This window comes from Dyella psychrodurans (assembly GCF_003363265.1).
Lineage (GTDB): Bacteria > Pseudomonadota > Gammaproteobacteria > Xanthomonadales > Rhodanobacteraceae > Dyella_B > Dyella_B psychrodurans.
The window spans coordinates 215,648-229,857 of sequence record NZ_QRBF01000004.1 but is presented as its reverse complement, the minus strand read 5'-3'; the positions used below and the strand labels follow the sequence as shown (position 1 = coordinate 229,857).

The 14,210-nt window shown below is 61.6% G+C and carries 10 protein-coding genes and 1 pseudogene; 3 read left to right on the top strand and 8 right to left on the bottom strand.

All coding sequences use genetic code 11. The features are described from left to right. Positions 1-48: 48 nt before the first annotated feature. Positions 49-1,164 (top strand): PilT/PilU family type 4a pilus ATPase, encoded by a 1,116-nt coding sequence (locus tag DWU99_RS12470; RefSeq protein WP_115478387.1) that lies wholly within the window; start codon positions 49-51, stop codon positions 1,162-1,164. Positions 1,165-1,238: 74 nt separating this feature from the next. On the opposite strand, the gene maiA is transcribed toward DWU99_RS12470, so the two are convergent. Further along, on the bottom strand, positions 1,239-1,904 hold the full coding sequence (gene maiA, locus DWU99_RS12465; RefSeq protein WP_115478386.1) for a maleylacetoacetate isomerase: 666 nt from the start codon (positions 1,902-1,904) through the stop codon (positions 1,239-1,241). Between the two features lie 144 nt (positions 1,905-2,048). Here maiA and DWU99_RS12460 point away from each other — a divergent pair, with 144 nt between their 5' ends. Next, positions 2,049-3,212: a phosphoglycerate kinase gene (locus tag DWU99_RS12460; RefSeq protein WP_425476817.1), complete on the top strand. Its 1,164-nt coding sequence runs from the start codon at positions 2,049-2,051 to the stop codon at positions 3,210-3,212. Then, on the top strand, positions 3,212-3,847 hold the full coding sequence (locus DWU99_RS12455; RefSeq protein ID WP_115478384.1) for an HAD hydrolase-like protein: 636 nt from the start codon (positions 3,212-3,214) through the stop codon (positions 3,845-3,847). Before DWU99_RS12460 ends, DWU99_RS12455 begins: the two co-directional genes overlap by 1 nt. A gap of 58 nt (positions 3,848-3,905) precedes the next feature. Here the strand turns inward: DWU99_RS12455 and DWU99_RS12450 are convergent, their stop codons facing one another. The 7 genes and pseudogenes from DWU99_RS12450 to DWU99_RS12420 all read right to left on the bottom strand — a co-directional run bounded on the left by DWU99_RS12450 (position 3,906) and on the right by DWU99_RS12420 (position 14,050). After that, positions 3,906-4,505, bottom strand: a complete 600-nt coding sequence (locus DWU99_RS12450) for an alpha-ketoglutarate-dependent dioxygenase AlkB (protein WP_115478383.1) — start codon at positions 4,503-4,505, stop codon at positions 3,906-3,908. Positions 4,506-4,536: 31 nt separating this feature from the next. Continuing rightward, the gene (locus DWU99_RS12445; protein ID WP_115478382.1) at positions 4,537-7,614 is read right to left on the bottom strand and encodes an error-prone DNA polymerase; all 3,078 of its coding nucleotides are present in this window, start codon (positions 7,612-7,614) and stop codon (positions 4,537-4,539) included. After that, positions 7,611-9,011, bottom strand: coding sequence for a Y-family DNA polymerase (locus DWU99_RS12440; RefSeq protein WP_115478381.1), 1,401 nt, complete (start codon positions 9,009-9,011; stop codon positions 7,611-7,613). The genes DWU99_RS12445 and DWU99_RS12440 overlap by 4 nt, the downstream gene beginning before the upstream one ends. A 129-nt stretch (positions 9,012-9,140) precedes the next feature. After that, positions 9,141-9,758, bottom strand: a pseudogene (imuA, locus tag DWU99_RS12435) (translesion DNA synthesis-associated protein ImuA); the annotation flags it as partial. Beyond that, complete coding sequence (gene lexA / locus DWU99_RS12430) at positions 9,758-10,375, bottom strand: transcriptional repressor LexA (protein WP_115478379.1); 618 nt, start codon at positions 10,373-10,375, stop codon at positions 9,758-9,760. The pseudogene imuA and the gene lexA, both read right to left, overlap by 1 nt. A gap of 136 nt (positions 10,376-10,511) precedes the next feature. Next, the gene (locus tag DWU99_RS12425; RefSeq protein ID WP_115478378.1) at positions 10,512-12,653 is read right to left on the bottom strand and encodes a beta-agarase; all 2,142 of its coding nucleotides are present in this window, start codon (positions 12,651-12,653) and stop codon (positions 10,512-10,514) included. A gap of 65 nt (positions 12,654-12,718) precedes the next feature. After that, entirely contained in the window at positions 12,719-14,050 is a 1,332-nt protein-coding gene (locus tag DWU99_RS12420; RefSeq protein WP_115478377.1) for an APC family permease, read from the bottom strand. Positions 14,051-14,210: the final 160 nt, after the last annotated feature.

Genomic DNA, 14,210 nt, shown 5'->3' with positions numbered 1-14,210 from the left:
GCGGGCACAATCCTTGAATGCAATGCGTAAAATTTTGGGGTCTTTACGGTGGATATCGGTTACTTCCTTAAGCTGATGGTGGACAAGGGCGCGTCGGACATGTTTCTGACGACGGGCGCCCCGGTGAACATCAAGGTCGAGGGCAAGCTTTACCCGCTCGGCAATACCGGGCTGCCCAGCGGCATGGTGAAAAAGATCGCCTATTCGCTTATGGATGAAGGCCAGGTGCCGCAATTCGAGCGCGACCTGGAACTCAACATGGCGCTGGCGGTGAAGGAAGCCGGCCGCTTTCGTATCAACGTTTTCAAGCAGCGCGGCGAAGTCGGCATGGTGATTCGCGCGATCAAGAGCGAAATTCCCAGCGTCGAGCAATTGCAGCTGCCGCCGATTTTCCGCGAACTGATCATGGAACCGCGCGGACTGATCCTGGTGGTGGGCGCGACGGGTTCCGGTAAGTCCACGACGCTGGCGGCGATGCTCGACCATCGCAACTCCAATTCGTCGGGCCATATCCTCACCATCGAGGACCCGATCGAATACCTGCATCGCCACAAGAAATCGATCGTCAACCAGCGCGAAGTGGGCCTGGATACGCACACCTATCACGAGGCCCTGCGCAATGCGATGCGCGAAGCGCCCGACGTGATCATGATCGGCGAAATCCGCGACACGGATACGATGGAAGCGGCGATCGCGTTCTCCGAAACCGGTCACTTGTGCCTGGCGACGCTGCACTCCAACAACGCCGACCAGACGCTGGAGCGCATCCTCAACTTCTTCCCCGAATCGGCACACAAGAACGTGCTGATGAACCTGGCCCTGAACCTTCGCGCCGTGATCAGCCAGCGCCTGGTGCTGGGCAAGGACGGCCGCCGTTTGCCAGCGGTGGAAGTGCTGCTCAACACGCCCTTCATCCGCGACATGATCCGCCGCGGCCAGATCCACGAAGTGAAGGAAGCGATGGATCGCAGCCTGCAGGAAGGCATGCAGACGTTCGACCAGTCGTTGTACAAGCTGTACAGGAGTGGCCGTATCGAGCTGGAAGAAGCATTGGCGAAGGCCGACTCGCGCGATGGTCTGGCGTTGAAGATTCGCCTGTCGGAAGGCGGCAACGCCGAGAGTACCGAATTGGCGGGCAACGATCCGTACGGGCTGGGCTTCTAACGCCTCATACCTCTCGCCTAGCGTGACGCCTTAATCAAGGCGTCACGCTAGAGCCAGCACCCCGGAATGACCGCTCAAGCATGTGACGGCGCATCCGGCTGCCGATCGGGCGTCGCATCGCGAAACGCATCGTGCGAATCACACAACGCATCGATGCGCAGAATCGTCGGGTAATCCCCCAGCGGCACCTTCCAGCGCCGTGCGTTATACACCTGCGGCACCAGGCACACGTCGGCCATGGTGGGTGTATCCCCATGGCAGAAATGCCCCGTGTCCTTACTGCTCGCCAGCATGGCTTCCAATGCATGGAACCCCGTGGCGACCCAATGCCGCATCCAGATCGCCTTCTGTTCGTCGTCCGCATCGAACTGGCTGCCCAGTCGCTGCAACACGCGCAGATTGCCGATGGGATGGATATCGCACCCTGTAACTTGCGACAGCTCGCGCACGCGCGCACGCCCCGCCGCATCGGCTGGCAGCAGCGGCGGTTGCGGATGCGTCTCGTCCAGATATTCCAGAATCGCCATCGACTGCGTCAGCACCCGATTGCCGTCGATCAACGTCGGCACCAGTTCTTGCGGATTGAGCGCCGCATAGCCCGTCCCGTGCTGCTCGCCGCCGTCGCGAACCAGGTGCACTGCCCGCGTTTCGTAACGCAAACCCTTTAGATTCAGCGCAATGCGCACGCGAAAGGACGCGCTGGAGCGCCAATAGCTGTAAAGGACGAGATCGGACGCCATAGGACCACTCCATGGAGGGACGATGAGAACAGTGTAAACCCCGCCGTTTGCATCGACGCGGCGCGGGCGGGAAAATACGCGGTTCCGGCCTTCGGTGGCCGACTTCCTCAGCTATGCCAGGAGTATCACGTGACCGTCACCCGCATGAGCGACCTCGACCTGCGCGGCAAGCGCGTGCTGATCCGCGAAGACTTGAATGTGCCGATCGAAAACGGCCGCATCACGTCCACCCAGCGTCTGGACGCTTCGCTGCCCACCATCAAGGCCGCCCGCAATGCCGGCGCCAAGGTGATGGTGATGTCGCACCTGGGTCGCCCCAAGGAAGGCCAGTTCGACGCCGAATCCTCGCTGGCGCCGGTGGCGAAATGGCTGGGCGAGCAACTCGGCACGCCGGTGCGCCTGGTCGCCGACTACCTCGATGGCGTGGACGTGGCCGCCGGCGAAGTCGTCGTGCTGGAAAACTGCCGCATGAATGTCGGCGAAGGCAAGGACGACGAAGCGCTCTCCAAGAAATACGCCGCGCTGTGCGACGTGTTCGTGATGGATGCCTTCGGCACCGCGCACCGCGCGCAAGCTTCGACACACGGCGTGATCAAATTCGCTCCCATCGCCGCCGCCGGTCCGCTGCTGTGCGATGAGCTCGATGCACTCGGCAAGGCGCTGGAACACCCGGCGCATCCGCTGCTCGCCATTGTCGCCGGGTCGAAAGTGTCCACCAAACTCACACTGCTCGAAAACCTGATCGGCAAGGTCGACCAGCTGATCGTGGGCGGCGGCATTGCCAACACCTTTATCGCAGCGGCCGGTTACCCCGTAGGCAACTCGCTGTATGAGCCGGATCTCCTCCCCGCCGCCAAGAAAGTGCTTGCCGATGCCAAGCGTCGCGGCGCCCAGGTGCCGATGCCGGTGGATGTGGTCGTCGCGCCGGAGTTTTCCGCGCATGCGCCCGCCACGGTCAAACTGGTGGATCAGGTCAAAGACGGCGAGATGATCCTGGACATCGGCCCGGAAACCGCCAGGCAGTACGCCGAGCTGATCGCCAAGGCCGGCACCGTGGTGTGGAACGGTCCGGTGGGCGTGTTCGAGTTCGATGCCTTCGGCAAGGGCACGGAATTACTCGCCCATGCGGTGGCCGACTCCAAGGCCTTCTCCATCGCCGGCGGCGGCGACACGCTGGCCGCGGTGGACAAGTACGGCATCGCCGACAAGGTTTCCTACATCTCCACCGGCGGCGGCGCGTTCCTGGAATTCCTCGAAGGCAAGGAGCTGCCGGCTGTTACCGCACTCAAGGCACGCGCTGCAAAGTAATGCTTTGCCTGTTCGACCTCGACGGCACGCTGATCGATTCCGAGCCAGGGATCAGCGCATGCATCCAGCATGCGCTGGCGAAGCTCGATGTGCCGTCGCCGGACGATCTGCGTTCGTGGATCGGCCCGCCTTTGCGTCACAGCTTCGCGCCGCTGCTGGATAACGATGCCGAACGCATCGAGGCGGCGGTGGAGTACTACCACGAGCGTTTCGCCACGCTCGGCTGGCGCGAGCACAGCATCTATCCGGGCATTGAAGACCTGATGGCCGAGCTGCACGCGGCCGGTCATCGACTCGCCATCGTGACCAGCAAGCCGCATCGGCATGCGCAACCCATCATCGATGCGCTGCCCTTTGGCCATCGCTTCGAGAAACTGTATGGGCCGCATCCGTCGAGTCCGCACAGCGAGAAGGCGTCGATGATCGCCGCTGCATTGACGGACTTCGATGCCTCGCCGCACGAGACGGCGATGATTGGCGATCGGCGCTTCGATATGGAAGGCGCGGTGGCCAATGGCGTCGCGGGTATTGGCGTGTTGTGGGGATTCGGTAGTCGCGAAGAGCTTGAAGTAGCGGGCGCGCGTGCCGTGATTGAGCATCCGGCGTATCTCGGGGCTCTCCTGCAACCCGCCTGAGCATCTGCTCGGCCATCACACTCACACACCCGTCATTGACCAGCAAAAAAGCGGGTTATCAACCGCCCCACGTTTCGGACGCACGTGTCGGCCTGACACGAAACGCCAGACTGATCCGCGGCCCCACCGGCCGCCGCAGCTTGGGAATGCCATGGTCGTAATGCAACTGCGCATTCCACCCCATCAGCAATAAACTCCCCGCCTCCAATTCAAGCTCCGTTTTCAAATGCGGCGGCAGCTTGCGGCGGATCACCATGGTTCGCGTGGCGCCCAGCGACAGCAAAGCGATAGGCTGATGCGGCACCAGCTCATGCAGCTTGTCGTTATGAGGCGCCACACTGTCGTGCTCATCACGATAGAAATTCAGCCCGATGCTGTTGAACGATGCATGCACGTTCGCTCCAACCACGGCAAGCGCCTCGCGCAACACGTCAGGAAGCCCGGGATCGTCGATGGTGTAATGCGTATGCAAACGCGGCACGTCCACCATGCGCTCGTACATCATGCGCGCACTGGCATGCCAATCGACGGCATCGCGCAGCGCGGAAAACCAGGCGGACGCCAACGCTGGTGATATCACGCCTGGCTGATAGGTAATCGGCCCAGTCGATGCATCGGCAATCGCTTGCACCGTCTCGTCGAAAAGTAGTGTCTGCATAACGATCACCTATGCAACGCGAGCGAAATCCTTAATGAAAATCCCGCGACCGCGCGTCCAGGTCGCCAAGCATGCCGCTCATATCATGCAAGCGCCGCGCAATGAGATGGCTTACACCATCCACCGCCTCCCAGCGTCCCTCGACGGCAAGCAGTCGCGCCTCCAGGTACGGGCGACGCTGGCTTTGCGCGATGTGATTCCACACAACTACATTCACGCAGCCGAATTCATCTTCAATGGTGATGAAGGTAACGCCGCTGGCCGTCTGAGGCTGTTGCCGTTGTGTCACCAGCCCCGCCGTGCGCACCTGCGCTTCGTGTTGCTGCGCGCGCAGACTGCGCGAATCGATAAAACGCGCCGCGCGCAATCGATGGCGTAAAAGCTTGAGCGGATGCGGCCCTAGACTCAGTCCGCTATAGGCGTAATCAGCGATCACGTTTTCCGCCACTGTCGGCAATGGCAACACGATATCGCCCTCGCGCGGGCTTTCTCGCCCGAACAGCGGCAATTGCGATTCCACACCAGCCGACAGCCACAGCGCGCGATGACGATGTCCGGCGAGACCGCGCAAAGCTCCCGCGTCAGCCAGAAGATCCTGATGACGCCGATCCAGCTGCGCGCGCGTGCACAGATCGACGATATCGCGGAAGGCTTGTTGCTCTCGCGCCTTCGAAATGCGCAACGCCACATCGTCACGACAGCCACGCAGCTGCCGCATGCCAAGCCGCAACGCCAAACCGCCATGACTGCGCGGATCGCTTTCCAGCGTGCAATCCCAATCGCTATGGCGCACATCCACCGGTCGCACTGCAATATCGCGACGTTGCAGATCCTGCACAATCTGGCTAGGTCCATAGAAACCCATTGGCTGGGCATTGAGCAATGCGCACGCAAACGCAGCCGGCTCGTGACATTTCAGCCAACTGCTGACGTAAGCGAGATTGGCGAAACTGGCGGCGTGGCTTTCCGGAAAACCATAACTTCCGAAGCCCTTGATCTGCTCGAAGATCTGCTCGGCGAAAGCCTGCGTGTAACCTCTTTCCAGCATGCCGCGGGTTATGCGTTCATGGTGTACTTCCATATCGCCATGACGCCGCCACGCTGCCATCGAGCGACGCAATTGATCCGCCTGCCCTGGTGTATAGCCGGCCGCCACCACAGCCAGCTTCATCACCTGTTCTTGAAAGAGTGGTACACCCATGGTGCGTTCGAGCACCGGTTTTAGCACTTCTGACGGATAGTCGACCGGCTCCTCACCCTTGCGTCTACGCAGATAAGGATGAACCATGCCGCCCTGAATCGGACCGGGACGCACGATGGCGATCTGGACGACCAGATCGTAGTAATTGGCAGGTTTGAGTCGAGGCAGCATCGACATCTGCGCGCGACTCTCGATCTGGAACACGCCGACGGTGTCGGCGCGCTGGATCATGTCATACGTTTTCTTGTCGTCGTGCTCGATCGTGGCAAGGGTCAATGCCTTGCCACGATGTCGATGAACGATGCCAAAGCATTTGCGCAGGCACGTCAGCATGCCAAGTGCCAGGCAATCGACCTTGAGCAAACCCATGGTGTCCAGGTCATCCTTGTCCCACTGGATGATGGTCCGATCGGGCATCGTCGCATTTTCCACCGGCACCAGTTCATGCAGCGGCGCATCGTGGATGACGAAGCCGCCCACGTGCTGGCTCAGGTGACGAGGCTTGTCGAGCAACTGTGCAGTCAGTGCAAGAAGCTTGCGCATCACAGGCGCGTCGGGGTCGAAGCCTTGCTCACGTAGACGCCTTCCCAGAGAAGCGTCTCCAAGACGAAAAAAGCTCCGGCCAAGCTTGTCGATTTGGTCCTCAGGCAACCCAAGGGCTTTGGCTACGTCGCGCACCGCGCTTTTGGTACGGTAACTGATAACCGTCGCTGCAAGCGCAGCGCGTTCGCGTCCGTATTTGTTATAGACGTATTGGATGACCTCCTCGCGACGCTCATGCTCGAAGTCGACATCAATATCGGGTGGCTCGTCACGCTCGATGGAAATGAATCGCTCTACCAGCAAATCAATTTTTCTGGGATCGGCATCCGTGATGCCCAACGCAAAGCACACGATGGAATTGGCGGCCGAGCCGCGCCCTTGACAGAGGATGTGCTGGCTCCTCGCATAACGCACGATGTCATGCACAGTAAGGAAGAACGCCTCGTAACGTTTCTCCTCGATCAACCACAGCTCATGCTCGATCTTTGATTGAAAGTCGCCCGGCACACCATTGGGCCAACGCCATGCGGCACCTTCGGCCACAAGATGGCGCAGCCATTGCATGGCCGTGCAGCCATCGGGAACAAGTTCCTTGGGATATTGATAGTGCAAGTCATCTTTCAACGAAAACGTACATCGCTTCGCAATGCGCACGCTCTCATCCAGTAATGCTTTGGGATAAATCTTTTCCAGTGCCGAGCGCCTGCGCAGATGCCGCTCGCCATTTCGAAATAACACGGCACCCGCTTTGGCTATGGTCGTGTGATGACGAATCGCGGTCATCGTATGTTGCAGCGGCAAGCGCCGTCGGACGTGCATATGCACGTCGCCACTTGCAACGCGCGGCAACTGCAACGATTCGCCTAATGCCTCGAGTTCAGCGAGGCGTGCATCATCATCGCTATCGCGATGCAACTCCACCGCCAGCCATGCTCGGCCATCGAAAAGATGCTTGACCCATGCGCCATGCTCGCGATCAGGTTCGCACTCGGGAATCCATAGCACCAACGCCCCCGGAGCACCTTCGGCCATGTCAGCGCGGGTCAGGCGGTAATCGCCTTTTTCGGATGCTCTGCGACCTCGCGTGATCAAACGACACAGTGACACATAGCCTTGTTTGTTTTCTGCAAGCAATACCAGCTTAGGGCCATCGGCGAGCTGGATTTCCGTGCCGACGATCAGCGACACTTTCGTATCACGGGAAGATTCCAAGGCGCGCACGATACCGGCGAGCGAACATTCGTCGGTAATCGCCAGTGCGGCATAGCCACACTCCGATGCGCGTTCGAACAATTCGCGCGCGCTGGAAGCGCCGCGCTGAAACGAGAAATCGGAAAGGCAGTGCAGTTCGGCGTAATCCGTCATGCAAACCATCCGTGCAGCATCCAGCCTGATTGCTCATCGGGTGCACAGAACGCCCATGCGCGCTGACCCAGATCGGTTTCGATGACGTAATAGTCGCGGCGCGTATCGCCACCGTCCCACCAACCGGTCTCCAGACGCTCAGGGCCGGAAACAATACGTAACGCACCACGCCATGGAATGGGCCGTTCCAGTAACCACGTGGGACGTGGACGTGGCTCAAGTAGACCTTCGTCTTCCGCCGCAACGCGTTGCGAATGCTCCGGACGTGGATCGTTGGTGGTACTCCACTGATAAACCGCGCCATCACCGAGTCGCGCACGCAAGCGTTCGCGCAATTGCTCGAAAGGTAGCGCGTTGGCGGGACGTTCATCGAACAGATCGCGGCCCGTGGGAACGAAGGCAGGAAGATCGTCGGCGATCAGTCGCAAGGCGAGCACGGGCGCGGGCAATTGCACTTGTTCAAGACGGCCGCGTGCCGCGTCGAACAGGACGTCGGTGCTGCGTTCGGGCGAAAGCATGCCTACCGGCACATCGGTAACGACGCGATCGCGATGCTCCAGCCGCAACAGGAATCGCTGCACGCCGCCATCGCGACCGGAAAGATACGCGGCAAGATCCCCTATCATGCGCCGCAACGGGAAGATCAGCGCAGCGATGTTTTCGACTTCGTGCGATAGCTCGATGTGCCAATCCACGCCATCGGGCGGGACGTAGAGATCGAGTCCCGCAGGCATATCGCCCATCATGCGATCCATCGCTTGCAACAGCCCGGCGCCGAATCGGCGTTGCAGACCATCGCGAGGCATGCGCAGCAACTGCCCGAGTCGCCGCACACCCATGCGCGGCAGCGTATCCACCGGTTCCGTCGGCAAACGGCTTTTACTCAAAGGTACATCGTCGAGAAGGCGCTGCATGCCCTCGTGACTCAAGGCCGTTTGTCCATCGCCGACACCGGCCAGCACATACGCGCCATGCGGCGTCGGCGCCGCAGCAACGCGATGGCGAAAACCGAGCGCAGCGACGTCGCTGCGCAAACGGCGTTCCATCGTCGACCACGATCCGAACAGGCTTTGGCTTTTGCTGACCTCAAGCACAATCGCGTGCGGCAGCAACGCCACTTGCGAGCTGTAGCGATAGGCCACGCCGGCGAGAAACTGTTGCCAACGCCCGACCTCGGCAGCGTCATAAGGGATCGCATCGAATTGCGCCAGGAGTGCCTGCGCCGCCGTCAATCGCTGTCCGATATGCAGCCCTGCCGCACGTGCGCGTGCGTTGGCGGCCATCACAGTGCGCGCGTTGACGGGGCCGTCCACCAACACCAGCGGAGAATCATCGGCGCGGTGACGGAGGACTCCATCCAGCGCCAACTGCGGCAGCAACAGGCAGGCCCACAACATAGGCGGCCCTCACGCGCTTTGCTTCTTTCGTTCGTGATTCCGGCGAAGGCCGGAATTCAGAGAACCGCGCATACGCTGATGAACCGCATGCGTTGTCACTTCTGAATTCCAGCCCTCGCTGGAAAGACGGTGAACGTGATCGAAGGGAATGGCTTGCGACGGCGCATTGCCGCCACGGCATTTGCGCACCCAGATGGCGGTGTGCGGCGCAGTCGTAAGTTCGAGCCGCAACGAAGCAGGCGATGCGTTCGCCAGATGCTTGCGGTCGCGAAACACGAACGCCAGCGCGCGCCCGGTATCCGCGGCCACCTGCAAGCGGCGCAGGCTGCGGTCGTCTACCTGATGCGGCCATGCCAGCACCGCGGCGCAACTGCCAGAGCGCAAACATTGCTCGGCAGCCCACAACACCTGTTTCTCTTCCGCATCGACGATGTCCAGTCGCTGCAGATTCACGCCATGCTGACGCCATCCCATGGCGCACGGCAGATACGGCGGCGCGATCAACACCACGGGACGAGCGCCTTGCGTCAATCGCGCCAGGGCCGGCAACACCAATCGCAATTCGCCGATGCCGTCGGCCGGTATCAGGATTTCCGACAACGATGCTTCCGGCCAGCCGCGCGTCGGCAGTACGGCGTCGAGTTGCGGCCAACCGGTCGGCTGCTCGCCTTCCACAATCGGCACTGCCTGACCGCGCCACACCTGTCGCGCATCGAGCAGATTCGCCAGGGCCACGATCGCACCCATCAGGCGCCCCTCACGAGACCTGCAAACAAGCCTTCGATGGCGAAGTCTTCGGTGGGATCGGGATCGATCGGTTCATAACCCTGGCTGTTGGGCAGCAGGCGAATCAGATCGCCCTTCCAGTAAAGGCGCTTGATGGTGAAGCGATCGTCCACGCGCGCGGCCACCACCTGCCCGTGTCGCGCCACCGGCGTGGCGTGCACGGCGACGAGGTCGCCATCGAGGATGCCTTCGTCGCGCATCGAATCGCCGATGACGCGCACGAGGTAATCCGGGCGCAGGCGAAACAGATCGCGCGACACGTACATGCTGCGTTCCACCCGCGACTCGGAAAAGATCGGCTCGCCGGCCGCGATGCGACCGATCAGCGGCAGTTCCATGGTGTCGGCGGCGAGCGGATCGGACTCCTGTATCAGGCGAATGCCGCGCGCGCGGTTAGGCTCGATCGCCAGCCGCCCTTTCGCCTCCAGCGAGCGCACGTGCTTGAGCACCGCGCTGACGTTGGGCAGGCCCATGGCATTGCCGATTTCGTCCAGGGTGGGCGCCTCGCCGGTCTGCTGCAGGCGCGCCCGGATGAAGGCGAGGATGTTGGACTGGCGGCTGGTGAGATGGAGAGTCATGGGGCTCATCTTTTCACCTTTTTTGGTGAAAATGAAGGGGGTGGCAGTACCGCCCGACAATCAATGACTTGCCGGCTGCAGAACCGCTTGGCTTGCCCCGGAGGGTGCTCCGGGGCCGTGTCAGGGCCTGAGACCCTCAGTGCGAAAGGCCGAGATTGGCCTTGCGTACCGCCTCCACGAAGCCTCCGAACGGGAGATCGGTGATGCCGACCAACCCGATATGGCTGTTTTCGCCATCGATCAGGCGACCCGTCACCGGCTGATCGGCGTATTCGAACCAGTGGGTGCCGACGATGGCCGGATCGCTCGCCGCCGCCTGCACGAAGCGCGCATAAGCCTCGCCACGCTGCGCCTCGTTCCACACCGACACGACGCCCTTGCCGAACGGACCGCGATCGTCGGAGCCGAAATGGAATTCGGTGATGAGTACCGGTTTATCCAGCTTGTGCACAGCGTCGAGATCCACACCATGCTGCGGCACGTCCGCATACAGGTTGAAGCTGATCACATCGCAATACTGCGCGCACGACGCTACTGCCTCGGGCGTGTTCACCGCGAAACGGCCGCCGAGAAACAGATGATGCGAATCGTGGCGATGGATCGCTGCGGCGACAGTGCTGAAATACTTGTCGGCATACATGCGCAACCATGCGCTGTAATCCTCCGCGATGGCCGGATGCGCGTCGCCCGGTTCGGGCGCGGCAAAGTTTGTCGCATTCAACGCCGACCAATCCGCAAGCGCGATGCCCCACGCTGCCGCGAACTTCGCAGGCTCGCCGTACTTTTTCTTCAACATGGCGATGAAAGCCTGCTTGGCGTCGCTGCGTGCTTCGCCGCGCAAGGTGCCCATCGCCAAATTCCAGCGTCCTTGCGGTCCAAAACCAGCCCACGCCAGTTCGTTGTCGGCGAAATAGCCGAGCAGCCACGGATCTTTGCGCCCGTTTTCCGTTGCATTCGCCACCGCCTGTTCGACGGCTCTGGCAAAGCGCGGATCGAACGGATCGGGCATGCGTCCCCAGTAATCGAAGCCGCTGGAGACATTGCCGAACGTGCCGTCGATGTAGATCGGCAAGGTGTAGGCCACGCGATGCATCTTGCCCAGCGCATCGTCGCTCCAGTTGCCGATCGTGTTGAAACCCCAGGCCTGCAGGCGATCGAGCGCGCGTCGGCGCCATATTGTCAGCCAGTCGGCACCGCTGGCGCGATAGAGGTTGGCTTCATAGAAATCGAACCAGCGTCCGCGGTTGGCGCCAAGGCCCATGCTCGCGACACGCTCCGCGTCGCGACTGTCGCTGAGGCCGTAGAACGTGTGCCATGGCGCTTCGTCCAGCGGCAGATTGACGAACATGTACTCGCGGCCTTGCACATAGGTGCGCGAGTTGTCCGCTGCCACGGCATTCACGCCCAGCGAGAAAAACGCATGACCATCAGGTGTCACCAGCCACCAGCGCCCCTTCGCCTTCTGCGTGTGAAACCACCCGGTGCGCGTGAGTGCGATGTCCTGGCGACCGCCGTAAACATCCAACCCGTGTCGTTCCGCCATCTCTGCATTGAGCGTGTGTTGCTCCTGCATGTGCCCGGCACGCAGCACGGCGTCGCTACCGACCTTTTCCGGCCATTTGCCGCGCGTGTACTGCCCCCACTGATCGACGATGCCGCGATAGGCGTCCTGCAACGATGCATCGCCAACGGCCGTATCCACCTTTCCAAGCAGCAATTGCTGCACAGCTTGCGGCGCGGACATGCTCAGGTGGATGGCGCGAATCTGTGCCGGATCGATGGCGCCTTCGACCTTCGTCGCTACGAATACGTCGCGACCGTGATCGTCGAAAGGCATCAGCGGACCGACCTGCATACCGAAGCTGCGCGGTGAAGCGTCATGCAAAGGCACGACCAGGGTTTGCGCAGGTCCCGCGGGCAACCCCACCACCGCATGCAAATGTTGATTCGGCGCAGCGCCATCGATATCGACAACCAGCGTGACCGCCCACGCCATCGCATTCTGCACGTCGATCTGCAACGCGCCCTGCCCCGACCAATTCCACATGCCGTTTGTCGGCGTTATCACCAGCTGCGGCTGGCTCGATGGCTGGAATGCGTAGCGCTGCAGCGCCGTGCCGCGACTGTCATGTTCCGTGCTGCCGACACGCTCCACCTGCAGCAACTGGATCTGCGTACCCGAGGTTGCTGTCGAAAGATCGGTCACTTCGACCGCCGCGGCATGATCGAACGGCGACGCACATAAGGCCAGGGTTACAAACAGGGCGACCCGCTTCATGGACGATCCGCGATGGTGAGGTTCGCGCAGTATGCGTTATTCGCCGACGCCTGGTTGACAGAACATCAACCGGTGCGCCGCCTCTCCCAGTAACGCCACACCGCATACACCGGTATGCCGAGCGCAATGATCAACAGACTCATGCCGGCATCCTGCGGCTTGCTGATCACCGTCGCCACGATCACGCCGAATACGGTGGCGACAAACACGAACGGGATCACCGGATACCACGGCACGCGATAAGGCAGCGGTTGATCCGCAAAGCGGCGTCGATACCAGAACAGCGTCGCGATGCCAAACGCATGACCCAACCATTCGCCCACCGTGGTGTAGTCGAGCAATTGGTCGAACGTACCGGTCAGGATCAACACGATGGCCCATGCGCCCAGCACGGCCAACGCAATTTGTGGTGCGCGCCAACGTGGATCGATGCGACCCACCGAGCGAAAGAACATGCCGTCCGCGCCCATGGTCTGCAACACGCGCGCGCCACCGGCGATGGCAATGCTGCAATAACCGAACGTGGAGCATGCGATACCGATCGCCATGAGCGTCGCGCCGCGCGCACCGAAGATGTTGCTCATCACATCCGCTGCCGGAGCAATGCTGGCCGCCAGGCCCGCATGCCCCAGTCCCGTCAGATAGGCGACGTTGACCAGCAGATAGCACACCACCACGCCGATCATGCCCATCGCCAGCGCACGCGGCAGCGTGCGTTGCGGATCGCGCACCTCGCCAGCCAGATCGTTGAGGTAATGGAAGCCGCCGTAGGCAAACAACACCGGCAGCAACGCGCCGATCCACGCGCCACTGGGCACTGGATGGGCGGTGTCCACCGCCAGCACGCGACCGAAATGCCCGTGCGCCAGCGCCAGCCCCACTACCACCAGCATCGCGATGGCGGCCAGCTTGAGTATCGTGAAAAGGTTCTGCATCCACGCGCCCGCGCGAATGCCGAACAGGTTGACGCCGACGATGAAGACAATCGCCCCCACCGCCGACGGCTTCACCCACACATCCGTCAAACCGCAGGCATGGCAGAAATAGTCGGCGAAGGTGGTGGCCACCGCCGCGACGCTGCCTGGATAGTTGATCAGCGCCATCGTCCAGCCGAACAGGAAGGCCGGCAGCGAACCGAAGGCTTCGCGCAGATAGATGTAGATGCCGCCGGCCTGCGGTCGACGCGCGCCGAGTTCGCCGTAACACAGCACGCCGGCCAGCGTGAGCAAACCGCCGATGGCCCACAACGTGAGCAACGGCAGCCCCGCGCCTGTTTGCTTGGCCACCGTGGCCGGCGTGCGGAAGATACCGCCGCCGATCACACCGCCGACGACAATGGCGGCGCCGTCCCAGACGCCGAGCCGCCGCAGATAGGAGTTGGAGGTTTCATCAGTCATAGATGCCGACATTAACCTGAGTCGGCACCTCATGTCCGGTGACCTATGCCCTATATGCTTTTATCTCCGGGTGACCGTCGATCGCGCACGAGTACAGGGAATGCCGATGCTCACTGCACAGCACCGCATAGCCGGCTACCGATCATGTGCATGTATGACG